This window comes from Mycobacterium vicinigordonae (assembly GCF_013466425.1).
Lineage (GTDB): Bacteria > Actinomycetota > Actinomycetes > Mycobacteriales > Mycobacteriaceae > Mycobacterium > Mycobacterium vicinigordonae.
The window spans coordinates 5355634-5380708 of sequence record NZ_CP059165.1; the positions used below are offsets into that span (position 1 = coordinate 5355634).

The window sequence follows — 25075 nt, forward strand, 5'->3', positions numbered from 1 at the left end:
AGTTAACTCGCGGACTTGTCAGGCGGCGGGCACAGCGACCAGGTGCTGCCGCTGCGGCTCGCTACGGTAACGCGACGGCTTGCCGTTGATCTTGCAGAGCCGCCACATTAGGCGGGCGGACCGGTTTTCCATCAGCCCGGTGTCGTAGGCCAGCATCCGGACGTCGGAGAACATGTCGCGCAACCACTTTCTCGACTCCGGCGACCGGAAGAACAGTTCCTTCTTCACCGAGCGCGGGATGTTGAACTCATCCCAGAAGGCCTTCGGCGGAATCAAGATCGCATTGCACAGAATCCGCATGGTCAGCGGGAAGTACAGCGAGACCCAGAACCGCTGCCGCCGGTTGAGATTCGGCAACCTCCTGCGCAGGAATTCGTGCGCAAAGGAAATGTGGCGCGCTTCCTCGGCCACGTGAATGGCCATCACCCGCTCCATGATCGGGTGCAGCGCCTTGCCCTCGCGCAGAACCTGCTTCTGGGTGTGGTCGATCGGCTCCTCGCCGGCGAGCACGCCGATGAAGAACGCTACCGGCAACGGTCCTGCCACCAACGGCACCAGCGGCGATATCCAGCGCAGCCGGCGCGGCATGCCCGGAACGTCGGCACCCACGCGGTTCACCATCTCCTGGAACATCATGGTGTGGTTGCACTCTTCGACCGATTCGTGCAGGCAGTAGCGGTATTCCGGCGAGCCGTTAGGCACCCAGAAGGTGTAAGTCATCAGGCCGCGGATCAGGATGGACTCAAAGTGCAGGCCGACCTTGGCCACGTTGGCCTGGCGCCACATCCCGATCTTGATCTTCACGTCGTCGGGCTGCGACTGATACCAGGGGTGGCGGCCCAGCGGGTCGGTCGCCGGGAGGATCCACCGGGGATCGTTCTCGGTAACAGCGAACTCCGGCGACTCCCAGTCGATATCGGTGTACGGATTGAAATTCCGCCGCACAGACCCCTCGGACAGTGTGGCGAGCATTTCCACGTACTCGGCGTCGTCTCGAACTTCCATGTTGCGGCGCCAACGTCGAACCATGCGCGTCCTAGCCATTCAAGCCTCCCCAAACGAGGTGTTTACATCGGACGTGTAAACAACACGATACCGCCGGTACCGGGAATCCACCAGACCGCAGCCAGCGACTGTGGCCTAGCCCGCACGTGGCGGCCCGCTATGGTCCAAGTCACACCAGGCAGGGGGTTTCTGACCGCGGAGGGTCCCGATTTGTCGGTGACCCCTCGCCGCTCACTACCCTGAACGTCATGGCTGAACAGCTCACGACTTCCCTCGAGATTCCTGCCGACCTCAAACCGCGTGACGGACGCTTCGGCTGCGGCCCGTCCAAGGTGCGACCCGAGCAGCTGAAGGCGCTGAGCACCTCGGCCGCGGCTTTGTTCGGCACCTCGCACCGCCAAGCCCCAGTCAAGAATCTGGTGGGCCGGGTACGTGACGGGCTGTCGCAACTGTTCTCCCTGCCCGACGGGTACGAGATCATCCTGGGCAACGGCGGCGCGACGGCCTTCTGGGACGCCGCAGCGTTCGGCTTGATCGACAAGCGCTCGCTCCATCTCACCTATGGCGAATTCAGCGCGAAGTTCGCCTCTGGGGTCGCCAAGAACCCGTTCGTCGGCGACCCGATCATCATCAAGGCCGACCCGGGCAGCGCCCCCGAGCCGCAGTCCGACCCGTCCGTCGACGTGATCGCCTGGGCACACAACGAGACGTCGACCGGTGTCGCGGTGCCGGTGCGCCGGCCCGCCAACTCCGGTGACGCACTCGTCGTCATCGACGCCACCTCGGGTGCGGGCGGCTTGCCGGTGGACATCACCGAGGTCGACGCCTACTACTTCGCGCCACAGAAGAACTTCGCCAGCGACGGCGGCCTGTGGCTGGCCGCGATGAGCCCGGCAGCCCTTGCTCGCGTCGAGGCGATCGCAACGTCCGGGCGCTGGGTGCCGGACTTCCTTTCGCTGCCGATCGCGATCGAGAACAGCGTCAAGAATCAGACCTACAACACCCCGGCGATTGGCACGCTGGTGTTGCTGGCCGAGCAACTCGACTGGCTGCTGGGCAACGGCGGGCTCGATTGGGCCGTCAAGCGCACCGCGGACTCGTCGCAGCGGCTGTACGGCTGGGCCGAGGAGCGCTCCTACACCACGCCGTTCGTCGCCGATCCGGCGCTGCGCTCGCAGGTGGTGGGCACCATCGATTTCGTCGACGAGGTCGATGCGGCAGCAGTGGCCAAGACACTGCGGGCAAACGGCATCGTCGACACCGAGCCGTACCGCAAACTCGGCCGCAACCAGCTGCGGATCGCCATGTTCCCGGCGGTGGACCCAGACGACATCAGCGCACTGATCGCCTGCGTCGACTGGGTGGTCGAGCGGCTCTGACCCCTCCCGCGTGTCAGCGAGGTTAACAGCGTTCGGCGCACTAGAGTGCGCACGAGACGGGTCCGGCGCTGACCTGCACGGAGCCTGCGAGGAGAAGCCATGCGGGAACTCAAGGTGGTTGGGCTAGACCCCGACGGCAAATTCGTCCTCTGCGAGGGCGCCTCCCCGACGGAGAAGTTCAAGCTGCCCGCCGACGACCGCTTACGCGCCGCGCTGAATGGCGAGCCGATGCCCGCTGAGCAACCTGCCCTCGACATCGTGGTGACGAATATGTTGAGCCCCAAAGAGATTCAAGCCCGGATCCGGGCCGGCGCTTCGGTCGAGCAGGTGGCCGCCGCGTCGGGATCCGACGTCGCCCGCATCCAGCGGTTCGCCAACCCGGTTCTGCTGGAGCGTTACCGCGCCGCCGAGCTGGCAACCGCCGCACACCCGGTGCTGGCCGATGGACCCGCGGTGCTGAGCCTGCTGGAAACCGTCACCGCATCGCTAGTGGGCCGCGGCCTGAGTCCCGACAAGCTCACCTGGGACGCATGGCGCAACGAGGACGGGCGCTGGACGGTACAACTGGGCTGGCAGGCAGGCCGGTCGGACAATGTCGCCCACTTCCGCTTCACCCCCGGCGCGCACGGCGGCATGGTCACCGCGATCGACGACGCGGCCAGCGAGCTGATCGACCCGGACTTCAAGCCTCGCCAGCTGGCGCCGGTGGCACACCTCGCCTTCGATCCCGCCGAGCAGTCGGCCCAGCCGGCCCAACAGGCTGCGCCGGAATCCGCCGTACCAACCGCACCGACCGACCCTCCCGCCCAGGCCCGGCGCGGCAAGCCGGCCATCCCGGCCTGGGAGGACGTGCTACTCGGCGTCCGCTCAAGCGGACAGCGTTAACGCCACCAGGGCTAACCAGCCGCCGACGACTCCGATCCCGGCACCCAACACGAACCAGCGCAGCACCAGGGTTCGGCGCCATCCCCAGAAGGTCGGCGCCAATCCCCCGACAGCCACGATGTTGAGGCCGACGGCCAACAGCGGGTGAACACGCATCAGGCCCAGGCTGAGCACCACGATCGCCGTGCCGACCACAGCGGCGACGAACCCGGCCACCGCCAGACCCGTTCCCCACGGCACGGACTCGTCGCTCACGACCGGAAGCCTAACCCTCGCGGCGATCGACGGTCCGCTCGTAGAACGCCAGCGCCGCGGCCGTCGCCACGTTTAGCGAGTCAGTGCCCCGCGACATCGGAATCCGGACCCGCATGTCGCTGATCTGCAACGCAGCAATGGTCAACCCCGGACCCTCGGCGCCCACCAGCAGCGCGACCGGATCGTCGGCAACAGCGGCCATCGCCTCCGGCAGCGGGAGCGCCTGGTGGTGCGGGGTCATCGCCAGCAACCGAAAGCCCAGATTCTTGAGCCGGGCCAGGTCGGCGGGCCATTGCGCGGCGCGGGCGTAGGGCACCAGCAACGCGTGGCCCATCGAGACCCGCACCGCGCGGCGATACAGCGGGTCGGCGCAGCCGCTGCCGAACACCACCGCATCCACCCCGAGACCGGCGGCGTTGCGGAAGATCGAACCCAGGTTCTCGTGGTCGTTGACGCCTTCCAACACGGCCACGGTTCGGGCGCCGTCGACGACCTGGGCGACGGTCGGCTCGGCAACCCGGCTCGCCGCAGCCAATACGCCCCGGTTCAGATGGAAGCCAACGGCCTGCGCCATCACCTCGGCCGAGGCCCGATAGTAGGGCGCCGAGTTACCAGCCAGGTCGTCCTTGAGTTCGGTGAGTCGGCGCTCGGTGCCCAACAACGCCCGCGGAGTGAACCGCGACGCCAGCATGCGCTGCACCACCAGCACACCTTCGGCGATCACCAGGCCCTTGCCGGTGGGCAGGTCCGGGCGGCGGTCGACACTGTTCAGGTCGCGGAAGTCGTCGAGGCGCGGGTCGTCGGGGTCGGTGACGTCCTGGACATCGATGTCCGGTGACCTCACGGACTTTCGTCGACCAACGTCGACATCAGATCGGCGGCCTTACGCAGGATCTCGCGTTGCTCGTCGTCCAGGGTGGACAGTCGATCGGCAAGCCATTCCTGCCGGGCCCGCCGGGCAGCTCTGACCAGTTCGGCGCCGGCCTCCGACACCGACACCAACACCTGACGACCGTCGACCGGGTGTGGTGCGCGGTCCACCAGGCCTTCGTCGGCCAGCGACGCAATCACCCGGGTCATTGAGGGCGGCCGTACGCGTTCGCGAATGGCCAGCGCGCCGGGCGTCATCGCGCCCTCGTTAGCCAGCGTGGTCAGCGCCGACAGCTGCGACAGAGACACTGGCGACGACGGGTTTCGGAACCGAAGCTGACGGGAAAGCCGCATGACGGCCAACGACAGGTCGGCGGCCAGGCGCGCATCGCTGTCAGGCACAGCGCGAGGTTACAACGGAACCTGGCTAACAGCGATGAGAAACGGCGAACCGGGACGCTCCCTCCTGCGCTGAGCCCTCATACGCGGCGATAAGTCGACGCCACGCGCCGCCTGGCCGCGGACTAATATTGAAACGCGATGAGCACCGAACCCCAGCCGCCGCCGCTACCGCCGGCGATGCTGACAATATGGCCGATCATCATCGTCGGCGCGCTGGGCTGGGCGGTCGCGACCGCCGTCGCATTCCTGGTCCCCAGCCTCGAAAGTTGGCGCCCTATCACCATCGCCGGCCTGGGCGTTTCAGCGCTCGGCACCAGCATCTTCGTGCTGCAGTTGGCCGCCGCCCGACGCGGCGCGCGCGGTGCGCAATCCGGGCTCGAAAGATATCTCGAACAAAAACAGGAGGACTGATGGCCACCCCTACCGCGCTCTTACAAGCACAAGTCGACATCGACGCGCCGCCGGCGAAGGTGTGGGCGCTGATCTCCGACCTGCGGCGAATGCCGCAGTGGAGCCCGCAGTGCCGGTGGATGCGACAGTTCGGCCCGCTGCGCGCGGGCACCCGCACCCTGAACTTCAATCGGCGCAACAAGCTGTTTTGGCCGACCACCAGCACAATTGTGGAAGTCGTCCCGGAGCAAAAGCTGGCTTTCCGGGTCGACACCAACCGGACGATTTGGACCTACGAACTCGAGCCACACGGCGAGGGCACCCGGCTGACGGAGAGCCGGCACGCCGAAAACGGCGTCACCGCATTTTCCAGCATGTCTGTCAACGCGCTGATGGGTGGGACTAGCAGCTTTGAACGCGAGCTGGTCGAAGGTATGCAGACGTCGCTCGCCAAGATCAAGGCGGCCGCCGAGAAGGGTTAGTCGGTGGGCGGTTCCTCGGCGGCCTGCACCTCAATGACCGGCGCCTCGGCGGCGCGTTCCACGCTCGTGTGCTCTGTGGCCGGTTCCGCAGTCACCGATTCGTCCGCGACCGGCTCGTCCGTCAGGGGCACGTCCGCGACCGGCTGGTTCGTCACAGGCTCGTCCGCGACCGGCTCGTTCACCACGGGCTCCTCGGTCACCGGGTCGTCCGCAATCGGCGTGGCCACGGTCTCTTCGGCCGCCGGCTCGGCAACCACAGCCGCCTGAACGACCTCCAGCACACCGTCGTCGTACGGCTCGTACATCGGCGAGCCAGTCCCCGGCGGGGCGGGGGTGTCCGAGTGCGCGCCACACCCGTACAGCTTGTCCACCACGTGGCCGTCGGCGGAGAGTTCGTTGCCGCACACCCCGAACATCCTGCCCAGCGACCCCGCCAGCGGCAGGAAAAAGCCGCAGTCGCGGCAGACCCGTTTGGTCGACCGCGACATCGCCGAATCCGGCCCGTAGTCACCCTCATGCCAGCGCTCGGCGGCATCCGCGCGACCCCAGGCGCTCATCACCCAACGGCGACCCAACCCCAGCTCGTAGGCGACATCGTCAACCTCTGAGTCACCGCTCGCGCGATAGCCCGGCACCAGCCGCGGGTCGTCCTTGACCGGTGCCAGCAGATCCCCGGGCCCCAGGTCGCCCGGCCGCACCCGCTGCTCCCACGGCACCCACTCGGGCGCCAGCAGCGCCGTGGGCCCTGGAATCAGCACTACCTCGCTGATGGTGGCGTGATCCGCGCCAACGTAGGAGGCCACGACGACGGCCCATTGCCAACCCACGTAACCCGGCAGGTGCGCCAGGAAACGGTGGGTGGCGGCGTTCGGGTCTTCGTAGCTGACGCCCAAGTAGTCGCCGACGGTCTCTGGGCCACTGAACTCCGCGACGGCGGCCCTGGCCAGCTCGGCCGCACCCGTGAGCACCCCCGCGATCTCGTCGGGCCAAGCCGTCGCCGTTACGGCGCCAGCCGGCTGGGGGGACTCCTCGATGGGTCCGGTCACGCTTTCACCTCTCTGCATTGCCTCACCAATACTGCCGGAAGACACGTCGGCCGAGCCACACCGGTTTCCTCCACCAGCAGTCGACATAAGACAGAATTGAACCGTGTCTGGACCGAGGCGTGATCAACCGGGCCGTACGGCCCCACCCCCGGGCCGCCGGACCCGAGACGAAGGATCCTTTCAGGAACATCCCGGGATGGCCAATTACCCGGCGGGCGACGCCGACCACCGGCGGTCCCGCCGGCCACCACCCATGCCCAGCTCCAACAGGTACCTGCCGCCGCTGGGCCAGGAACCACCGCCCCGTCGCGACAACGCGCCCCCGCCACGCAACTTCACCAACGGGGAGCGCATCACCGTCACCCGTGCCGCGGCGATGCGTAGCCGTGAAATGGGTTCGCGGATGTACTGGATGGTGCAGCGGGCCGCCACCGCAGACGGTGCCGACAAGTCCGGGCTCACAGCGCTGACCTGGCCGGTGATGGCGAATTTCGCCGTTGACTCCGCGATGGCAGTCGCCCTGGCCAACACGTTGTTCTTCGCGGCGGCAAGCGGGGAGAGCAAGTCCAAAGTGGCCCTGTACCTGCTGATCACTATCGCGCCGTTCGCCGTGATCGCCCCGCTGATTGGACCGGCGTTGGACAAGTTGCAGCACGGCCGCCGCGTCGCGCTGGCTATGTCCTTCGCGCTGCGCACCGCGCTGGCCTTGGTGCTGATCATCAATTACGACGGCGCAACCGGCAGCTTCCCGTCCTGGGTGCTCTACCCCTGCGCGCTGGCCATGATGGTGTTCTCCAAATCCTTCAGCGTGCTGCGCAGCGCGGTGACGCCTCGGGTAATGCCGCCCAGCATCGACCTGGTGCGGGTCAATTCCCGGTTGACCGTGTTCGGCCTGCTCGGTGGCACCATCGCCGGCGGCGCGGTGGCGGCCGGCGTGGAGTTCGCCTGCACGCACCTGTTCAAGCTGCCCGGGGCGTTGTTCGTCGTCGTCGGCATCACGATTGCCGGGGCGCTGTTGTCCATGCGTATCCCGAGTTGGGTCGAAGTGACCGCCGGTGAGGTCCCCGCCACCCTGAGCTATCACCGTGACACCGACACGGTGCGGCGCAGCTGGCACACCGAGTTAAAGCCTGCCAAAGACAAGCCTCGACAGCCGTTGGGCCGCAACATCATCACCTCGTTATGGGGCAACTGCACGATCAAGGTGATGGTCGGGTTCTTGTTCCTGTATCCGGCGTTCGTCGCCAAGGCGCACGACGCCGACGGCTGGGTTCAGCTGGCCATGCTGGGAATGATCGGCGCGGCGGCCGCCGTCGGCAATTTCGCCGGCAATTTCGCCAGCGCGCGATTGAAACTGGGCCGGCCGGCGGTGCTGGTGGTGCGATGCACGCTGGTCGTCACCGCGTTCGCATTGGCCGCCGCGGTGGCCGGGCATCTGATCATGGTCGCCGTCGCCACGCTGGTCACCTCGGGATCCAGCGCCATCGCCAAGGCATCGCTGGACGCGTCGCTGCAACACGATCTCCCCGAGGAGTCGCGCGCCTCGGGTTTTGGGCGCTCCGAATCGACCCTGCAGTTGGCATGGGTGCTGGGAGGCGCCCTGGGCGTGCTGGTCTACACGGACCTTTGGGTGGGATTCACCGCGGTCAGCGCGCTACTGATTCTGGGCCTGGCCCAGACCGTCGTCAGCTTCCAGGGCCGCTCGTTGATCCCAGGGCTCGGCGGTAACCGGCCGATCATGGTCGAGCAGGAGGGTTGGCGCCGGAGCGCTCCGTCAACTCGAGCGATGCCCCAGTGAGGGGCGCGGTGAAACCCCGCGTCGTCGCGCTGCTCGTGAGCGTGGTGGTGCTTGCCGCCGGGGCAGGGGTCGGAACGTGGCTGCTGCTGCGTGATCGCGGCCCGTCCTACCCGGTGATTAGCGCCTATTCGAACGGCCACCTGACCCGGGTGGGTCCCTACATGTATTGCAACGTCCTGAATCTCAATGATTGTCAGGAACCGCGGACGCAGGGCGAATTGCCGGTGAGCGAACGTTACCCGGTGCAGCTCTCGGTGCCTGAGGCGATCGGTCGCGCACCGTGGAAATTGCTTCAGACCTACGAGGATCCGACCAAGGACACCACTACCATCTTCCGGCCGAACAGCACCCTGGCCGTCACCATCCCCACCGTCGACCCGCAGCGAGGCCGGCTGACCGGGGTGGTAGTGCAACTGCTGACCAAGCTGATCTACAACGGTGAAGAACTATTTCCGCCGCACGCCGAATGGTCTGTGCGCGTTACCTTCTGACACATCAACTTGGCAGACGCGCGATGAACCGACGGCGGTGTCGCGAAGGTGATCACTTTCACCAGTTGAGTTCACACGCGCGGCGAATGGACGGGCTGATCCGGCCCGGCATGCCGTTCGTCGCCGGGTCGTCGAGCCGGGGGCGATCGGGTCGATCTGGAGCCAAGTCGGACTATCCAGGGGTCATACAGAAATGTACCCCGCAAGGAAGGGACCGAAGTCAGGCCGGCTACGCGCCGTGACTGGTCGGCACCCGCTCACCCTCGACCGTCGGACCCGGTGCCGTACCCTCTCCGAAAGGCCGGCCGCCCAATGCTTCTCGGCCGTGCGGCGTCAACCAGCCGGACAACTCCGGCCCCTTGGGCACGATGCGAGTGGGGTTGATGTCGGCGTGCACTATGTAGTAGTGCTGCTTGATCTGGACGAAGTCGGTGGTGTCCCCGAAACCTGGAGTCTGGAACAGGTCTCGAGCGTAGGCCCACAACACCGGCATCTCGGATAGCTTGGCCCGATTGCACTTGAAGTGCCCGTGGTACACGGGATCGAAGCGGGCCAGCGTGGTGAACAGCCGAACGTCGGCCTCGGTGATCGTGTCACCCACCAGGAATCGCTGGTCGGCCAGGCGGTCGCTGACCCAGTCGAGCGCCGTGAACAACCGGTCGTAGGCCGCGTCGTAGGCCTGCTGCGAACCGGCAAACCCACAGCGGTAGACACCGTTATTAATCTCGGTGTAGATCCTCTTGCTCACCTCGTCGATCTCGGCGCGCAGTTTTTCGGGATAGAGCCGGGGCGCTCCCTCGCGGTGGTAGGCGGTCCATTCGGTGGAGAGGTCGAGGGTGATCTGCGCAAAGTCGTTGGTGACCACAGCCCCGGTGGAAATGTCGACGATCGCCGGGACGGTGATGCCCTTGGAGTAGCCGGGGAACCGCTTAAAGTAGGCATCTTGAAGCCGCGGGATCTTTAGCACCGGGTCGACACCACCGGGATCAAGGTCGAACGTCCAGCTGCGCTCGTCATGGGTCGGACCGCAAAATCCAATGGAGAGAACCGATTCCAGACCCAATAACCGTCGCACAATGATCGTGCGGTTGGCCCACGGACAAGCGCGGGCGACCACAAGCCGGTACCTGCCGGGTTCCACCGGATACCCGTCGCGACCGTCGCCCGTGATCCGGGTGGTTATGTAGTTGGTGTCGCGGTTGAATTCGCCCGTGCCGGCCACATAAGAGGACATGAGTACGATTGTGCTCCGATCCTCGTCGCCGACAGCTACAGCCGTCCCTGCGCGTGTGGTGACAGGACGCGGCGTGCCAGGTTGGTCTGGGCGGACTCAGCCGGCTCCCAGTCGGCGATCCACGGCCCAGTGCCCTCGGACTGGTCGAGGATGCCGGCTTCCAGCCAGGTGTAGCGACCGTCCAGCACATCGTTGGTCAATTGCACATCACTACTGTCGGTGTTGGTCCACAACGCACCGAACAGTGCATCGACCCGCAAAGTTGCTTGTTGACAGAACATTTCGGCGAGCTCGTAGGCCTGCTTGCCGACCACCGGATCCGCCGCCCGCTGAGCCTCGGCCCGCACGCAAACAGCCGCCATCGCAAAAAGTTCGGCGCCGATGTCGACGATCCTGCCCAAAAATCCCTGCTTCTGCTCCAGCTTGGCCTGCCAGCGCGCCATCCCATAGAAGGTGTTGCGGGCAAGCTTGCGGCTGGCACGTTCGACGAAGCGCAGGTGCGCTGCCAGCGTGCCGAAGTCTCGGTACGCCCTGGGCCGTTGTCCTTCGCCAAACACCAGTTTGGGCAACCACTTTGCGTAGAATCCACTGGCGTCAAGCGCCGCTGCCGCCTTCTGCCGCAGGTCGGCGTCCGGCTTGGCGAGGTCGCCTGCGGCATTCAGGTGCGCGTCGACCGCCTCTCGCGCGATGAGCAGGCGCATGATCTCGCTGGCCCCCTCGAAGATGCGATTGATCCGCAGGTCTCGCAGGGACTGTTCCACGGGTGCGGCACGTTCCCCGCGCGCGGCCAACGATTCCGCCGTCTCGTAGCCACGGCCGCCGCGGATCTGCATCAGGTCGTCGGCGATGAGGCAAGCCATTTCGCTGCACCACAGCTTGGCCAGCGCCGCCTCGATCCGAATATCGTTTCGGCCCTCGTCTGCCATCTGACCAGTCAACTCGACCACCGCATCCAGCGCATACGTGGTCGCTGCCATGAAGGCGATCTTGCGGGCCACCGCTTCGTGTTTGCCGATCTGCTTGCCCCACTGCACCCTCTCGCTAGACCATTCGCGGGCGATCTTCAGCGACCATTTCGACGATCCCGTCACCATCGCCGGCAACGCCAACCGACCCACATTAAGCGTGGTCAGCGCGATGCGCAGACCGTCGCCCTCGCGACCGATCAGGTTCTCGGCAGGAACGCGGACGCGGTGCATCCGCGTCACGCCGTTCTCGATGCCGCGCAGGCCCATGAACTGGTTGCGTCGTTCCACGGTGATGCCCGGCGAATCAGCCTCCACGACAAAGGCACTGATGCCGCCACGATGTCCGTCGCTCTTCGGGACCCGGGCCATCACCACCAGCAGTTCGGCTACCACCCCGTTGGTGGTCCACAGCTTCACACCCTCCAACTCGTAGGCGTGCCCGTCGTCGATGGGTGTCGCCGTGGAGCCCAGCCGTGCGGGGTCGGAACCCACGTCCGGTTCTGTCAGCAGGAATGCCGAGATTGCCCCGGCGGCGCACCGCGGCAGGAACTTTCGCTTCTGCTCATCGGATCCGGCGAGCTTGAGCGGTTCGGGCACCCCGATCGACTGGTGAGCCGACAGCAGCGCACCGAGACTGGGATGAACTGTCGACGCCAACATGAGCGCCCGGTTGTAGGCGACCTGAGACATGTTCAGACCGCCGTACTCCGACCCGATCTTCATCCCAAAGCAGCCCAGTTCGGCTAGCCCCGCGATGTATTCGTCCGGGATCCGCGCGTCACGCTCGATGACGCTGCCCGAAACGGTGCCAAGGAATTCCTTCAACTTCTCCAAGAATTCCGCACTGCGTTTCTCCTCGTCGTCCGGTGGCCGGGGGAAGGGATGTATCAGCTCCAGCCCGAAGCGGCCAAGAAACAGCTCCTTGGCGAAAGACGGTTTATCCCAACCACTCTCGCGAGATTCTTCGGCAACGGCTCTCGCCTGCTCCTCGGTGACCTGCGCTTGCTCTGCCATCGCCGCCTCCTCGCTGACGTTGTAGACGAGGCTTTGAGTACCCGCTTCCGGAACGGATACGCGCAGCTAACGGCCTGCTAAGCCTCGAACTCCCGCGCGACCGCCTTGACCACTTCGGAGATCTGCCGGGCGGTCTTGCGGTCGGGGTAGCGGCCCTTGCGCAGCTCGGGCTGCACGGTGCTCTCCAACAGGGTGATCATGTCTTCGACCATGCCGTGCAGTTCGTCCGGACTGTGCTTGTGCTCGGCCGGCGCTTCCCGCCGCGAGGCCTCACGGCGCGTCCGGGACAGGCTCGGCGGCGGATCGAGCAGTTTGAGGCTCAACGCCTGCGGCCCCCGCCGTCCAGAAGCGATGCCGAACTCGACGCGTTGACCCGCCTTGAGCCCTTCGACACCTGCGGGCAACGCCGACGAACGGACGTAGACGTCCTCGCCATCCTCCTGCGACAGGAAGCCGAACCCCTTCTCGGAGTCGTACCACTTCACTTTGCCGGTCGGCACTGCTCTCACCTGCTTGTCTGACGGAATAGGTATCCCACACAAAGACGCGCCCCGCCTGCGCAGGACGCGATGACGATCACAGATCCTACTCGGCCGCTTGGCGACCGGGCATCCCGGTTTACCCGGAACTCGGTACGCTGGCGGTACCGCTGGAGGAGACTATGCGCCTTATTCTCAACGTCATCTGGTTGGTGTTCGGTGGCCTCTGGTTGGCCCTCGGATACCTGCTGGCCGCGCTCGTCTGCTTCCTGCTGATCATCACCATTCCGTTCGGCTTCGCATCGCTGCGGATTGCGTCCTATGCGTTGTGGCCGTTCGGCCGCACGATCGTGGACAAGCCGGGCACGGGATCGGGCGCCTTGATCGGCAACGTGATCTGGCTGGTGCTGTGCGGGCTGTGGCTGGCCATCGGTCATCTGACCAGCGCGCTGGCCATGGCAGCGACCATCGTCGGCATCCCGCTGGCGTTGGCGAACCTGAAGATGATCCCAGTGTCGCTGGTTCCGCTGGGTAAAGAGATCGTCCCTGCCGACTGGCCGGCCCGAGCGCACGCATGACGCTGATCGCGCTGGGACTGCCCCGGATACCCACCACCAGCAAACACCGGCGGCCGCCGGGCGTCGGGCCGCTGGTGGACACGTACGGCCGTGTCGCTACCGACCTGCGTGTTTCACTCACCGACCGCTGCAATCTGCGGTGCACCTACTGCATGCCCGCGGACGGCCTGAACTGGCTGCCCGACGACCAGCTGCTGCGCAGCGACGAGCTGGCCCGCCTGATGCGCATCGCGGTGACCCGACTTGGCGTCACCAGCGTGCGATTCACCGGCGGCGAGCCGCTGCTGGCCCGCCACCTCGAGGAGGTCGTCGCGGCCGCGGACCGCCTCGTGCCCCGCCCGGAGATATCGCTGACCACCAACGGCGTCGGACTCGCACGCCGGGCGGCCCCGCTGGCAGCGGCGGGCCTGGACCGGGTCAACGTGTCGATGGACAGCATCGACCCCGCGCAGTTTGCGGCCATCACCCGCCGCGACCGCCTTGCCGACGTGCTGGCGGGACTGGCCGCCGCCGCGGAGGCTGGGCTGGCACCGGTGAAGGTGAACGCCGTTCTCGACCCCGCAACCGGTCGCGAAGACGTTGTCGAGCTGCTGCGGTACTGCCTGCGGTACGGCTACCAATTGCGGGTCATCGAGCAGATGCCACTGGACGCCGACCACCGTTGGCGCCGCAACGCCGCTCTGAGTGCTGACGACGTGCTGGCCGCGCTGCGACCGCACTTCCGGCTGCAACCCGACCCGACGCCCCGCGGGTCGGCTCCCGCCGAACTCTGGCTGGTCGACACCGGCCCCGGCACGCCCGCCGCCAAGTTCGGCGTCATCGCCTCGGTTTCGCACGCCTTCTGCGCGGCCTGCGACCGGACCAGACTCACCGCCGACGGGCAGATCCGCAGCTGCCTGTTCTCCACCGAAGAGACCGACCTGCGCGCCCTGCTGCGCGGCGGCGCCGACGATGACGCCATCGAGGCGGCGTGGCGCGACGCGATGTGGGCCAAGCCCGCAGGGCACGGCATCAACGACCCCGGGTTTGTACAGCCCGATCGTCCGATGAGCGCTATCGGTGGCTGAGGCTCCCGCTGAGGCGTCTTCGACGGGCGTCCGGTTCAAGGTGACAGTCCGGTACTTCGCGGCTGCCCGGGCGGCCGCAGGTGTCGAATCGGAATCGGTCGGGTTGCCAACCGGCACCACAGTGGCCGGCTTGGTTCAGAAACTGAAGAGTCGGGGTACCCGCCTGGCAACGGTTTTGGAACGCTGCTCTTATCTACGCGACGGAATTGCTGTTCGAGATGAGGCCGCGGTGTTATCCGCCGGCGACACTGTTGACGTACTCCCGCCCTTCGCCGGCGGCTGAAAAGTGTGAAATGTCTCACATAACGGAAAGATAACGGCCCGGCTACGCTCCGATTTCGGCCGGCATGAGCTGGGTAAACGCATACCGCTCCTGCTGTTATTCGCGCTAAGTGTGACCAAAACGCCGGTTTCAACTCGACGTGACGGGACCGCCGTAACCCGCTACCGTCTCGGGAGGTTCGTCAGCCAACCCAAGAGACGGACTCTCCCTCACCTGTTACGCGCCGAGCTCCATCCAGTAGGTCGAGGGATTCCGACCCGCGGATGGAGGCGGGGGACCCACCAGGTCCACCGAGATCGGACCGGGGCCGTGCGCGGCCCCTTGGGGTGAAGCCGAAGTCGTGGCGACAGCTGCGATCCGGCCGGGTGACCTCTCCCACCCGAACCCGACAGCTGACCTCGCAGGCGTGTACACGAGAGGATTTTCTGGACGTATGAGTGGACGGCACCGCAAGCCCACTACTTCGAGCGTCAGCGTCGCCAAGATCGCCTTCACGGGCACCGTCCTCGGTGGCGGCGCCATCGCCATGGCCGGCCAGGCGACCGCAGCCACGGACGCGGAGTGGGACGCTGTAGCCCGCTGCGAATCCGGCGGCAACTGGGCCATCAACACCGGTAACGGCTTCTACGGCGGCGTGCAGTTCGCGGCCGGCACGTGGGCCTCGCACGGCGGCAGCGAATACGCCCCGTCGGCGCAGATGGCCACCAAAGACCAGCAGATCGCCGTCGCCGAGCGTGTGCTGGCGACCCAAGGCCGCGGTGCATGGCCGGTGTGCGGCACCGGGCTGTCGGGCCCGTCGCCCCACAATCCCTCCCCCGAGCCGGCTGGTTTCGGCCCGTTCGACCCGCCCCAGGAGGCCCCCGCGAACGGTGAGCTGCCACCGCCCGTGGACGAGGCCCCGGCGCCGGTCCAGATGGCCGGTAACGAGCTAGCGCCCGCGCCCGCCGACCTGCCTCCGGCACCCGCCGACCTGCCTCCGGCACCCGCCGACCTGCCCCCGGCACCCGCCGACCTACCCCCGGCACCCGCCGACCTACCCCCGGCACCCGCCGACCTACCCCCGGCACCCGCCGACCTACCCCCGGCACCCGCCGACCTACCCCCGGCACCCGCCGACCTACCCCCGGCACCCGCCGACCTACCCCCGGCACCCGCCGACCTACCCCCGGCACCCGCCGACCTACCCCCGGCACCCGCCGACCTACCCCCGGCACCGGCCGACCTGACTCCTGCTCCGGCGGTCGTCGAAGCCGGCCTGCAGCCCGGCGACACGGGCAACCCCACCGGGGTCCACGAGGTGTCCACCGTCGGCTACACACAGCAGCTGTGGCAGTCGATCGTGGGACACGGCATCGCCGGCAACGACGCGCTCGACGCGCTCGTGGCGGGTCCCGTCCTGTAACCGTCAGGCTCGGCCTGCGCCTTCCGGTTCAGGCCGAGCCGACCCACTCTTCGGAGCCGTCGTCGAAGAACTGGTGTTTCCACACCGGTAGTCGCGCTTTGATGGTGTCCACTAATAGCGCACAGGTAGCAAACGCCGCCTGACGATGGTCGGCCGCCACCGCGGCCACCAGCGCAGCCTCCCCAATGTGCAACACCCCGACGCGGTGGCTGGCCGCCACCGCCCGAACGCCGCTGGCCTGGCCGGCCACGCCCGCAACCACCTCGGTGAAGACCTCGGGCGCCGATGGGTGCGCGGAATACTCCAGTCGCACTACCCGGCGCCCGCCGTCGTGGTCACGGATCATGCCGACAAAGCCGACGACCGCCCCCGCGGACTGGTGACCCACCAGGGCCTCGTGCTCGGCGAGAAGGATCGGCTGTTCGGTCACTGCAGCGCGCAGGACCAGTGTCATCGCCGGTGGTCTTCGCCGGCGAGTTGCGACAGCGCGTGGTCGAGCACACCGGCCAGCACCCCGAGGCCATCCCGCACCCCACCGGGTGAGCCCGGCAGGTTAACCACCAGCGTGTTGCCGGCCACCCCGCAGACCCCGCGCGACAGCACCGACGTCGGCACCTTCGGCAACCCGGACTGCCTGATTGCGTCGGCCAATCCCGGGATGACGTAATCCAACACCGCAACGGTTTGCTCGGGTGTGCTGTCGGTGGGCGAGATGCCGGTGCCCCCCGAGGTAATGACGAGGTCGACGTCGTCGTCGAGAGCGTCGTGCAGGGCATCGCCGACCGGGTTTCCGTCGGCGACCACGCGCGCCTCAACTGGTGAAAATCCTTGTTCTTCAAGCCATTCAGTGATGATGGGACCGCATTCGTCGGTATAGGCACCAGAAGCAGCCCGGGTGGACGCGATCACCACTCGTGCGGATCGGCTCATCACCTCACCCAACTTCCGCTGCGACCACCTTCTTTGCTCAGCACCCGGACATCGTCGATGCGCGCAGCCGGGTCGACCGCTTTGATCATGTCGTAGAGGGTCAGGGCTGCCACGCTGACCGCGGTAAGCGCCTCCATCTCCACCCCCGTTCGGTCGGTGCTGCGTACCGTCGCGTTGATCTCGATATCTGAGGTGCCCACGGTGAATTCGACATCGACTCCGGTGAGAGCCAGCTGGTGACACAGCGGGATCAGGTCGCTGGTGCGTTTGGCTGCGAGGATGCCCGCGACCCGTGCGGTGGCCAGGGCATCGCCTTTGGGTAGACCGCCCGTCGAGATCAGCGCCACCACAGTCGAGGAGGTGCGCAGTGCACCCGCCGCGACGGCGATGCGACGGGTGGTGTCCTTTGCGGTGACGTCGACCATGTGCGCGGCACCCCGCTCGTCCAAGTGGGACAGCGCGGGAACTGCTTTGTGGTCAGCCGACCCGGACACGACTACCAGGTGGCAATGGTCACCGGATGTACATAGGGCAACTCCTCGGCGGGCACCGGGAACACCACTTCCCCGAAGGGTGACAGTGCACCCGTTCGGTCGGTCACGAGTTCGCTCACCGCGTGGTCGTCGGGGTCCGTAGTGGGCCAGCCGTTGTCCACATACTTTGCCTTGCCTGCGTCAGCCACGCGGTCCATTCTGACAGGTCCGCGCACCGTACGCGACGGTAGGCCACCGGTCGGGCCTACGCTTGATCAGCAATGACCGAACATTCCCCGGATATCCCGCTGGGGTCTTGGCTGGCCGACCTGCCCGACGAGCGACTGATCCTGCTGTTGGAGCTGCGGCCGGACCTTGCCCAGCCCCCGCCCGGCAGCATCGCCGCGCTGGCTGCGCGCGCGCAGGCGCGACAGTCGATAAAGGCTGCGACCGACGACCTCGACTTCCTGCGCCTGGCGGTCCTCGATGCGCTACTGGTGCTGCAGGCCGACGCCGAGCCGGTGCCGGTGGCCAAGCTGTTGGCCCTGATCTCCGACCACGCTCCACAGCCGGACGTGCTTGCCGCACTGGACGACCTCAAGTACCGCGCCCTGGCGTGGGGTGACGCCGCAGTGCGGGTGGCCGGCGACACCGGGACGGCGCTGCCGTGGCATCCCGGCCAGGTGACCCTGGAGGACCGCTCGCACAGCGCCGACGAGATCGCCGCCCTGGTCGACGGCCTCGACCCACCCGAGCGGGACGTCTTGGACAAACTGCTCGAGGGTTCGCCGATGGGGCGGACCCGCGACGCCGCTCCCGGCGCTCCCCCGGACCGGCCGGTGCCGCGCTTGCTTTCCGCGGGGCTGCTGCGCCGCATCGACGCCGAGACGGTCATCTTGCCTCGGCACGTCGGTCAGGTACTGCGCGGTGAGAACCCCGGTCCGATCCAGCTGACCGCGCCCGATCCGGTGGTTTCGACCACCAAGCCCGCCGACGTCGACGCCGCGGCCGCCGGCGCGGTCATCGATCTGCTGCGACAGGTCGACGTGCTGCTGGAAAACCTCAGCGCCACACCGGTCGCCGAGCTGCGCAGCGGCGGGCTCGGGATTCGTGAGATCAAGCGGCTGGCCAAGTCGACCGGCATCGACGAACCAGGCGTGGGCCTGATCCTCGAGCTGGCGGCGGCCGCCGGCCTGATCGGCAGCGGCATGCCCGATCCGGAACCGACCTACGGTGAGGGACCGTACTGGGCGCCCACCACAGCGGCCGATCGGTACACCACACTGTCGGCCGCCGACCGCTGGCTCCTGCTGGCCGACACCTGGCTGGACCTGCCGGGCCGGCCCACACTGATCGGCACACGTGGGCCCGACGGCAAAACTTATGGTGCACTGTCGGACTCGTTGTTCTCCACCGCAGCCCCGCTGGACCGGCGGCTACTGCTCGGCATGTTGGCCGAGTTGCCCGAGGGCGCCGGGGTCAACGAGACAACAGCGTCGGCGGCGTTGATCTGGCGCCGTCCACGCTGGTCCCGTCGGCTGCAACCCGGGCCGGTCGCCGATTTGCTGTCCGAAGCGCAGTCGCTGGGTCTGGTGGGGCGCGGGGCGATCAGCACACCGGGACGGGCATTGCTGGACGCCGACGACGATCGCGGCGCCGTGGTCGACGCGATGGTCCGTGCGCTGCCGAAGCCGATCGATCACTTCCTGGTGCAGGCCGACCTGACGGTGGTGGTGCCAGGTCCGTTGGAACGCGAATTGGCCGACGAACTGGCCACTGTCGCTTCAATCGAATCCGCCGGTGCGGCAATGGTTTACCGGGTCAGCGAGCAATCGGTCCGGCACGCTCTGGACGTCGGTAAGACCCGGGACTGGATGCAGGCGTTCTTCGCCAACCACTCGAAAACACCGGTGCCACAGGGACTCACCTATCTGATCGACGATGTCGCGCGGCGGCACGGGCAGCTTCGGATAGGAATGGCGTCCTCATTCGTGCGCTGCGAGGACCCGGCGTTGCTGGCCCAGGCGGTCTCGGCGGCCGATGCCGCCGATTTGCAGATACGGGCACTGGCCCCGACGGTGGCGGTGTCTCCGGCCTCGATCGCCGAGGTGTTAACGGCTTTGCGGGCGGCGGGGTTCGCCCCGGCCGCCGAGGACTCATCGGGCGCGATCGTCGACGTGCGCGGCCGTGGTGCCCGGGTGCCCACACCGCAGCGCCGCAGACCCTACCGGCCGCCGTCGCAGCCCAGCACCGACACGCTGCAGGCGGTGGTGGCGGTCCTGCGCACGGTGACCGCGGCACCCTTCGGCAACATCCGCGTCGATCCCGCCGTCGCCATCTCGCTACTGCAGCGCGCCGCGAAAGACCAGGAAACGGTGCTTATCGGCTATCTCGATGCCGCCGGGGTGGCAACCCAGCGGGTGGTGTCCCCGATCGTGGTCAAGGGCGGGCAGCTGATGGCGTTCGACTCGGCGTCCGGACGTCTGCGCGACTTCGCCATCCACCGCATCACCTCGGTGATGTCGCCCGACGAACGATAGCTGTCGGTCCACCGACGATAATGAACTAATGACTGACGGACCGTTGATCGTGCAGTCCGACAAGACGGTGCTGCTTGAGGTAGATCACGAGCTGGCCGGTGCAGCACGCGCCGCCATCGCGCCGTTCGCCGAGCTGGAACGCGCGCCCGAGCACGTGCACACCTACCGCATCACGCCGTTGGCGCTGTGGAATGCGCGGGCAGCCGGCCACGATGCCGAGCAGGTGGTCGACGCGCTGGTCAGCTTCTCCCGTTACGCAGTACCCCAACCGTTGCTGGTCGACATCGTCGACACCATGGCCCGGTACGGCCGGCTACAGCTCGTCAAGCACCCTGCCCACGGCCTGACACTGATCAGCCTGGACCGCGCGGTGCTCGAGGAGGTGCTCCGCAACAAGAAGATCGCGCCGATGCTGGGCGCCCGCATCGACGACGATACCGTCGTCGTGCATCCCAGCGAGCGCGGCCGGGTCAAGCAGATGTTGCTCAAGATCGGTTGGCCCGCAGAGGATCTTGCCGGGTATGTGGACGGCGAGGCACACCCGATCAGCCTGCAGCCCGACGGCTGGGAGCTGCGTGACTACCAGCAGCTGGCCACCGACTCGTTCTGGGCCGGCGGGTCGGGCGTGGTGGTGCTGCCCTGCGGGGCCGGCAAAACTCTGGTCGGCGCCGCGGCGATGGCCAAGGCCCAAGCGACGACGCTGATCCTGGTCACCAACATCGTGGCGGCCCGGCAGTGGAAGCGCGAACTGGTCGCGCGCACGTCGCTGACCGAGGACGAGATCGGCGAGTATTCCGGCGAGCGCAAGGAGATTCGGCCCGTCACCATCTCGACGTATCAGATGGTCACCCGCCGCAGTAAAGGGGAGTACCGCCACCTGGAACTCTTCGACAGCCGCGACTGGGGCCTAATCATCTACGACGAGGTGCACCTGCTTCCGGCGCCGGTGTTCCGGATGACCGCGGACCTGCAGTCGCGGCGGCGACTCGGGTTGACAGCCACTCTGATCCGCGAGGATGGCCGCGAGGGTGACGTGTTCTCCCTGATCGGGCCGAAGCGGTACGACGCGCCGTGGAAGGATATCGAGGCGCAGGGGTGGATCGCACCCGCGGAGTGTGTGGAAGTTCGGGTCACCATGACCGACAGCGAGCGGATGAACTACGCCACCGCCGAACCCGAGGAGCGCTACAAGCTGTGCTCGACGGTGCACACCAAAATTGCTGTGGTCAAATCGATTCTGAAGAATCACCCCGGCGAGCAGACGTTGGTGATCGGCGCCTACCTCGACCAGCTCGAGGAACTTGGCGCCGAATTGGACGCACCGGTGATCCAGGGATCAACGAAGACCCGGGAGCGCGAGGAGCTTTTCGACAAGTTCCGCAGCGGTGAGATCTCGACACTGGTGGTCTCCAAGGTCGCGAACTTCTCCATCGACCTACCGGAAGCGTCTGTGGCGGTGCAGGTTTCGGGGACCTTCGGGTCCCGCCAGGAAGAGGCCCAACGACTGGGCCGGCTGCTTCGACCTAAGTCCGATGGCGGCGGGGCGATCTTCTATTCGGTGGTAGCACGCGACAGCCTGGACGCCGAGTACGCTGCCCACCGGCAACGCTTTCTGGCCGAACAGGGCTACGGCTACATCATCCGCGACGCCGACGACCTACTCGGCCCCGCCATCTAAAGCTCACCCCCTACCGCGAACTCCCTGCCGCGACTCCGTACGCCGAGCAGACGTAAAAGCACCGTGGAACAGGTGTTCCACGGTGCTTTTACGTCTGCTCGGCGGGGGCCTAGAGGGACAGGATGGTCGCCGACGCCGTACCCGGCGCGCCATAGACCTGTGCCAGCCCAACCCGCGGATTTCCCGGCACCTGACGCTCGCCGGCCTCACCGCGCAGCTGGCGCACCAACTCGTGCATCTGCCGTAGTCCTGAGGCGCCGATCGGTTCGCCGTTGGCGATCAACCCGCCGTCGGTATTCACCGGCATCGAGCCGTGAATCTCGGTGGCACCGTCAGCAATCAGCTTTTCCTGCTCGCCGTCGGCGCACAGGCCCGTCTCGGCCATGTGGATGACCTCGTTACCGGCATCGGTGTCCTGCAATTGGGCCACGTCGACGTCCTCGGGCCCGATGCCCGCGGCCTCGTAAGCCGCCTTGGACGCATACACCGTCGGGGAGACGTCCTCGTCGAGCGGTGCGAAGGTGGCGTGTACCTCGTAGGCGCCGTAGCGTCGGGTGCGAATTTCGCAAGCCCGCACGTACACCGGGGTGTCGGTGTATTTGTGTGCCAGATCGGCGCGGCACATGATGACCGCCGCCGCGCCCTCGTCGGGCGCGCAGAACATGTACTGCGTTAACGGGTAGTTGAGCACCGCCGAGTTGAGGATCTCTTCTTCTGGAATCGGCTTGCGGCGGAACGCATTCGGATTCAGTGCACCATTGCGGAAGTTCTTCGCGGCCACCTTGGCCAAGGTGGCCTGAGAGATGTTGTGGTCGTGCAGGTACTTGTTGGCCTTCATCCCGAAGAACTTGGTGGTGACGAACTGCCCGTTCTGGGCATACCACTGCGGTAGCGCAAGTTTGGCGGGGTCGTCGGTGAAGGCGCCGCGCGGGTGCTTGTCCAGGCCGATCGCAATTCCGATGTCGTACTTGCCCAGCCGGATGGTGTCGGCGGTCTGCTGAATCGCGCTCGCGGCGGTGGCGCAGGCATTGAACACATTGGTGAACGTGATACCTGTCAGCCCGACCAGCCGGGTTACCGCATCGGGGTTGGAGACCTCGTGGCTACCGCCGAAGCCGAACTGGATGTCCTTCCATTCCGCTCCGGCATCGGTCAGGGCGGACTGAATGGCCTCGGCGCCCATCTGCATGGCCGTCTTCTCGAATCGGCCGAACGGGTGCAGCCCCACACCAATGATCGCAACGTCGTTGGTCATCTCAGGCTCCCGTTCCGACCGGCTGGAATGCGAACGTCATGACCTCGTCGCCGTTCTCATCGGTGATGAGCGGCACCATGGTCAACTCGACCTCCTGGCCGAACTGCAGCTTGGCGGGGTCGTTTTCGGTGAGCCGGCCCTCGACACGAACCACGTCACCCAATTGCACCAGGCCCACGCCGAACGGCACGAAGTCCTTGCCGGTCGGACCGGCATACGGCGCGCCGGGTGGAAACCCCTGCGTGGTCCACGCGATGACGGTGCCGCGCCGCGGCAACAGAACATCGCTCATCTCCCCCAGGCTGCAACGCGGACAGCGCTGCTGTACGGGGAAGGTGGTGGCGTCACAGGCGCCGCAGCGACTACCGATCAGCTGTGGGTTCTCGTCGGGCCAGGTCGAGATCTCCGGGGCGAGTGCCTTCTGCATCGAGGATCCTCCGTCGGACACGGGACAATGCGACTCACCCGACGGTACAACAGCGTTCCGCAAAAGTGGAAATCTGATTCTCGCAGCGGCTGCTACCGGCGCTCCTCGGCGCCGACGACTAGTCGGCCGGCGCGCCGAGCGCGGGAATCACTTCCCGCTCGAAAAGCTCGATCCCGGATCGGTCGTATGCCGCCTCAGGGAAGTAGCAGATCGCATATTCGCAGCCGATGTCGCGCGCCTTCGCCAGCCGCTCGATGATCTGTTCGGGCGTGCCCGACGCCGAGTCGGGGATGGCACCCACCATCGACTCAGCCAGCGACTCGGGCATATAACCAGCGAGCCGATCCCGAACTCGCCGAACCCGGTCTGCAACGTCGGCCTCGGAGGTGCCGACGACCGCGGTGAAGTTGGCCGACCGGACGATGGCGTCGAAGTCGGTCCCAAGACTGCGGCAGTGCTCGGCAAGTATCTGCGACTTATGGGCGAAGGCCTCCGGCTCCGGGGTGAAGTTGGTGAACTGCGCATACTGCGCGGCGATGCGGAGTGTCTTCTTCTCGCCACCGCCGGCGATCCACAACGGAATTCCTTTGTCCTGCAACGGCTTGGGTGCGACGATCGCTCCGTCCACCTGGTAGTGCTTGCCGTCAAAGCTCACTTTGCCGTGCCGCCACGCATCGCGCATGATCTGCACGCCCTCGTCCAGCCGGGCCAGCCGCACCCCCGCCGACGGGAAGCCGTAACCGTAAGCGCGCCATTCGTGTTCGTACCAGCCGGCACCGATACCCATCTGGACGCGGCCACCGGAGATGATGTCAGTGGTGGCCGCCACCTTGGCCAGGTAGACCGGGTTGCGGTAGCTCATCGCGGTGCACATCTGGCCGAGTTTGATCCGCGTGGTGACCGCCGCGTACGCCGCCATCAATGACCACGCCTCGTGGGTGGCTTCGTCGCTGGGTAGCGGCACGGTATGAAAGTGGTCGTAGACCCACAGCGAATCCCAGGCACCGCCGTCCGCGTACGTGGCGAGCTCGCGCATCACCTCCCAGTGCCGCTCGGGTTCGACGCCGACGAGATCCATTCGCCAGCCTTGCGGGATGAAGAGTCCGAAGCGCATTGCGCTGACTTTAGACCTGCCCGACCCCGAGCGCGGCCAGCCCTGCCTCCACCGAACGAGCTCGCAACTCGTCGTACGGGGCTTCGGGGAATTGCATGCAGCAGTCCTGCAATCCGCCGAAAGCAACCGCCGCGCGTGTCGCCTGCGCCAGCGTCGGAGTCGGGCCGAAAACTCGCCGTCCGAGTTGCTCGCGCCAGGCGATCACGGTGTCGATCAGGCCGAGGTCGGCCAGCATGGTCAGCTCGGTCAGCACCACGATCAGGTCCTGGCGGTGCCGGTAGTGGAAGTCGAAATAGCCTTCCAGGAGTTCGCGGATATCGACCTCGCCGCGTGCCTCCCACTCGGCGACGAACAGCTGCCCCTCTTCGATGAGCGGCACCACGATGCTGCGTATCAGGTCTTCGCGCGACTCGAAGTGATAGTAGAGCGCAGGCTTGGTGATCCCGAGTTCGTCGGCGATGTCCTGCAGGCTGGTGCGCTGCACACCCTGTCGTGCGAACAGTGAGCGTGCCGCGTCCTGAATGCGCTGCCGGGTGTCTGACCTGGGCTTGGTCACCTGACCAGATTAACTGACCTACCGATAGGTAAAATCATGGGATACGCTTACCTAACGTTAAGTAAGGAGGCTGA

27 protein-coding genes, 1 pseudogene and 1 riboswitch are annotated in these 25075 nt (G+C 66.6%); of the genes and pseudogenes, 12 read left to right on the forward strand and 16 right to left on the reverse strand.

Annotated features, from left to right (window positions below):
- Positions 1 to 18: 18 nt before the first annotated feature.
- Positions 19 to 1044, reverse strand: a complete 1026-nt coding sequence (locus H0P51_RS23810) for an AurF N-oxygenase family protein (protein ID WP_180915281.1) — start codon at positions 1042 to 1044, stop codon at positions 19 to 21.
- Between the two features lie 209 nt (positions 1045 to 1253).
- Here H0P51_RS23810 and serC point away from each other — a divergent pair, with 209 nt between their 5' ends.
- Positions 1254 to 2384 (forward strand): phosphoserine transaminase, encoded by a 1131-nt coding sequence (gene serC / locus H0P51_RS23815; protein ID WP_180915282.1) that lies wholly within the window; start codon positions 1254 to 1256, stop codon positions 2382 to 2384.
- Positions 2385 to 2483: 99 nt separating this feature from the next.
- Complete coding sequence (sepH, locus tag H0P51_RS23820; protein WP_180915283.1) at positions 2484 to 3269, forward strand: septation protein SepH; 786 nt, start codon at positions 2484 to 2486, stop codon at positions 3267 to 3269.
- Here the strand turns inward: sepH and H0P51_RS23825 are convergent.
- From H0P51_RS23825 to H0P51_RS23835, 3 genes are read right to left on the reverse strand one after another with little or no spacing between them, the layout of a single operon-like run.
- Entirely contained in the window at positions 3252 to 3524 is a 273-nt protein-coding gene (locus H0P51_RS23825) for a DUF2537 domain-containing protein (RefSeq protein WP_180915284.1), read from the reverse strand. The genes sepH and H0P51_RS23825 overlap by 18 nt on opposite strands.
- A 10-nt stretch (positions 3525 to 3534) precedes the next feature.
- Positions 3535 to 4368, reverse strand: coding sequence for a TrmH family RNA methyltransferase (locus H0P51_RS23830; RefSeq protein ID WP_180915285.1), 834 nt, complete (start codon positions 4366 to 4368; stop codon positions 3535 to 3537).
- Complete coding sequence (locus tag H0P51_RS23835) at positions 4365 to 4796, reverse strand: Rv0880 family HTH-type transcriptional regulator (RefSeq protein WP_180915286.1); 432 nt, start codon at positions 4794 to 4796, stop codon at positions 4365 to 4367. The genes H0P51_RS23830 and H0P51_RS23835 overlap by 4 nt, the downstream gene beginning before the upstream one ends.
- A gap of 138 nt (positions 4797 to 4934) precedes the next feature.
- On the opposite strand from H0P51_RS23835, the gene H0P51_RS23840 reads away from it, so the two are divergent.
- Positions 4935 to 5207: a DUF2530 domain-containing protein gene (locus tag H0P51_RS23840; RefSeq protein WP_180915287.1), complete on the forward strand. Its 273-nt coding sequence runs from the start codon at positions 4935 to 4937 to the stop codon at positions 5205 to 5207.
- The gene (locus tag H0P51_RS23845) at positions 5207 to 5668 is read left to right on the forward strand and encodes an SRPBCC family protein (RefSeq protein ID WP_180915288.1); all 462 of its coding nucleotides are present in this window, start codon (positions 5207 to 5209) and stop codon (positions 5666 to 5668) included. The genes H0P51_RS23840 and H0P51_RS23845 overlap by 1 nt, the downstream gene beginning before the upstream one ends.
- Before the next feature lie 263 nt (positions 5669 to 5931).
- On the opposite strand, the pseudogene H0P51_RS23850 reads toward H0P51_RS23845, so the two are convergent.
- Positions 5932 to 6714, reverse strand: a pseudogene (locus H0P51_RS23850) (DUF3027 domain-containing protein); the annotation flags it as partial.
- Positions 6715 to 6910: 196 nt separating this feature from the next.
- Here H0P51_RS23850 and H0P51_RS23855 point away from each other — a divergent pair.
- Positions 6911 to 8512 (forward strand): MFS transporter, encoded by a 1602-nt coding sequence (locus H0P51_RS23855; protein WP_180915290.1) that lies wholly within the window; start codon positions 6911 to 6913, stop codon positions 8510 to 8512.
- Positions 8513 to 8520: 8 nt separating this feature from the next.
- Positions 8521 to 9003 carry a DUF2771 domain-containing protein gene (locus H0P51_RS23860; protein WP_180915291.1) on the forward strand — a complete coding sequence of 161 codons (483 nt, stop codon included), beginning with the start codon at positions 8521 to 8523 and terminating at the stop codon, positions 9001 to 9003.
- 229 nt (positions 9004 to 9232) lie between these two features.
- Here H0P51_RS23860 and H0P51_RS23865 read toward each other — a convergent pair whose 3' ends face one another.
- The 3 genes from H0P51_RS23865 to H0P51_RS23875 form a co-directional block, all read right to left on the reverse strand.
- The gene (locus tag H0P51_RS23865; protein ID WP_180915292.1) at positions 9233 to 10237 is read right to left on the reverse strand and encodes a glutathione S-transferase family protein; all 1005 of its coding nucleotides are present in this window, start codon (positions 10235 to 10237) and stop codon (positions 9233 to 9235) included.
- A 35-nt stretch (positions 10238 to 10272) separates the two neighbouring features.
- Entirely contained in the window at positions 10273 to 12219 is a 1947-nt protein-coding gene (locus H0P51_RS23870; RefSeq protein ID WP_180915293.1) for an acyl-CoA dehydrogenase family protein, read from the reverse strand.
- 77 nt (positions 12220 to 12296) lie between these two features.
- On the reverse strand, positions 12297 to 12719 hold the full coding sequence (locus H0P51_RS23875; RefSeq protein WP_180915294.1) for a cold-shock protein: 423 nt from the start codon (positions 12717 to 12719) through the stop codon (positions 12297 to 12299).
- Between the two features lie 161 nt (positions 12720 to 12880).
- Between H0P51_RS23875 and H0P51_RS23880 the strand changes: the two genes are divergently transcribed.
- The 4 genes from H0P51_RS23880 to H0P51_RS23895 all read left to right on the forward strand — a co-directional run bounded on the left by H0P51_RS23880 (position 12881) and on the right by H0P51_RS23895 (position 16028).
- On the forward strand, positions 12881 to 13276 hold the full coding sequence (locus tag H0P51_RS23880) for a YccF domain-containing protein (RefSeq protein ID WP_180915295.1): 396 nt from the start codon (positions 12881 to 12883) through the stop codon (positions 13274 to 13276).
- Positions 13273 to 14343, forward strand: coding sequence for a GTP 3',8-cyclase MoaA (gene moaA, locus H0P51_RS23885; protein ID WP_180915296.1), 1071 nt, complete (start codon positions 13273 to 13275; stop codon positions 14341 to 14343). Before H0P51_RS23880 ends, moaA begins: the two co-directional genes overlap by 4 nt.
- Entirely contained in the window at positions 14336 to 14626 is a 291-nt protein-coding gene (locus H0P51_RS23890) for a MoaD/ThiS family protein (protein ID WP_180915297.1), read from the forward strand. The genes moaA and H0P51_RS23890 overlap by 8 nt, the downstream gene beginning before the upstream one ends.
- Positions 14627 to 14874: 248 nt before the next feature.
- Positions 14875 to 15050: riboswitch (cyclic di-AMP (ydaO/yuaA leader) on the forward strand.
- A 9-nt stretch (positions 15051 to 15059) separates the two neighbouring features.
- Complete coding sequence (locus tag H0P51_RS23895; protein WP_180915298.1) at positions 15060 to 16028, forward strand: transglycosylase family protein; 969 nt, start codon at positions 15060 to 15062, stop codon at positions 16026 to 16028.
- 28 nt (positions 16029 to 16056) lie between these two features.
- Here H0P51_RS23895 and H0P51_RS23900 read toward each other — a convergent pair whose 3' ends face one another.
- The 4 genes from H0P51_RS23900 to H0P51_RS23915 all read right to left on the reverse strand — a co-directional run bounded on the left by H0P51_RS23900 (position 16057) and on the right by H0P51_RS23915 (position 17649).
- Positions 16057 to 16482, reverse strand: coding sequence for a molybdenum cofactor biosynthesis protein MoaE (locus H0P51_RS23900; RefSeq protein WP_180915299.1), 426 nt, complete (start codon positions 16480 to 16482; stop codon positions 16057 to 16059).
- Positions 16479 to 16961, reverse strand: coding sequence for a MogA/MoaB family molybdenum cofactor biosynthesis protein (locus H0P51_RS23905; RefSeq protein WP_180915300.1), 483 nt, complete (start codon positions 16959 to 16961; stop codon positions 16479 to 16481). Before H0P51_RS23905 ends, H0P51_RS23900 begins: the two co-directional genes overlap by 4 nt.
- Entirely contained in the window at positions 16958 to 17383 is a 426-nt protein-coding gene (gene moaC, locus H0P51_RS23910) for a cyclic pyranopterin monophosphate synthase MoaC (protein WP_425489092.1), read from the reverse strand. The genes H0P51_RS23905 and moaC overlap by 4 nt, the downstream gene beginning before the upstream one ends.
- Positions 17384 to 17454: 71 nt before the next feature.
- Positions 17455 to 17649 carry a hypothetical protein gene (locus H0P51_RS23915; RefSeq protein WP_180919196.1) on the reverse strand — a complete coding sequence of 65 codons (195 nt, stop codon included), beginning with the start codon at positions 17647 to 17649 and terminating at the stop codon, positions 17455 to 17457.
- Between the two features lie 63 nt (positions 17650 to 17712).
- Here H0P51_RS23915 and H0P51_RS23920 point away from each other — a divergent pair, with 63 nt between their 5' ends.
- Together H0P51_RS23920 and H0P51_RS23925 are read left to right on the forward strand one after the other, a co-directional pair.
- Entirely contained in the window at positions 17713 to 19971 is a 2259-nt protein-coding gene (locus tag H0P51_RS23920) for a helicase-associated domain-containing protein (RefSeq protein WP_180915301.1), read from the forward strand.
- A gap of 28 nt (positions 19972 to 19999) precedes the next feature.
- Positions 20000 to 21649 (forward strand): DNA repair helicase XPB, encoded by a 1650-nt coding sequence (locus H0P51_RS23925; protein ID WP_180915302.1) that lies wholly within the window; start codon positions 20000 to 20002, stop codon positions 21647 to 21649.
- A 109-nt stretch (positions 21650 to 21758) separates the two neighbouring features.
- Here the strand turns inward: H0P51_RS23925 and H0P51_RS23930 are convergent, their stop codons facing one another.
- The 4 genes from H0P51_RS23930 to H0P51_RS23945 form a co-directional block, all read right to left on the reverse strand.
- The gene (locus H0P51_RS23930) at positions 21759 to 22904 is read right to left on the reverse strand and encodes a thiolase family protein (protein WP_180915303.1); all 1146 of its coding nucleotides are present in this window, start codon (positions 22902 to 22904) and stop codon (positions 21759 to 21761) included.
- A gap of 1 nt (position 22905) precedes the next feature.
- A complete protein-coding gene (locus tag H0P51_RS23935) occupies positions 22906 to 23331 on the reverse strand; it encodes a Zn-ribbon domain-containing OB-fold protein (RefSeq protein ID WP_180915304.1) in 426 nt (141 codons plus the stop codon).
- Between the two features lie 118 nt (positions 23332 to 23449).
- Positions 23450 to 24445: an LLM class F420-dependent oxidoreductase gene (locus H0P51_RS23940; RefSeq protein WP_180915305.1), complete on the reverse strand. Its 996-nt coding sequence runs from the start codon at positions 24443 to 24445 to the stop codon at positions 23450 to 23452.
- Between the two features lie 10 nt (positions 24446 to 24455).
- Positions 24456 to 25001: a TetR/AcrR family transcriptional regulator gene (locus H0P51_RS23945; RefSeq protein WP_180915306.1), complete on the reverse strand. Its 546-nt coding sequence runs from the start codon at positions 24999 to 25001 to the stop codon at positions 24456 to 24458.
- Between the last annotated feature and the right edge of the window lie 74 nt (positions 25002 to 25075).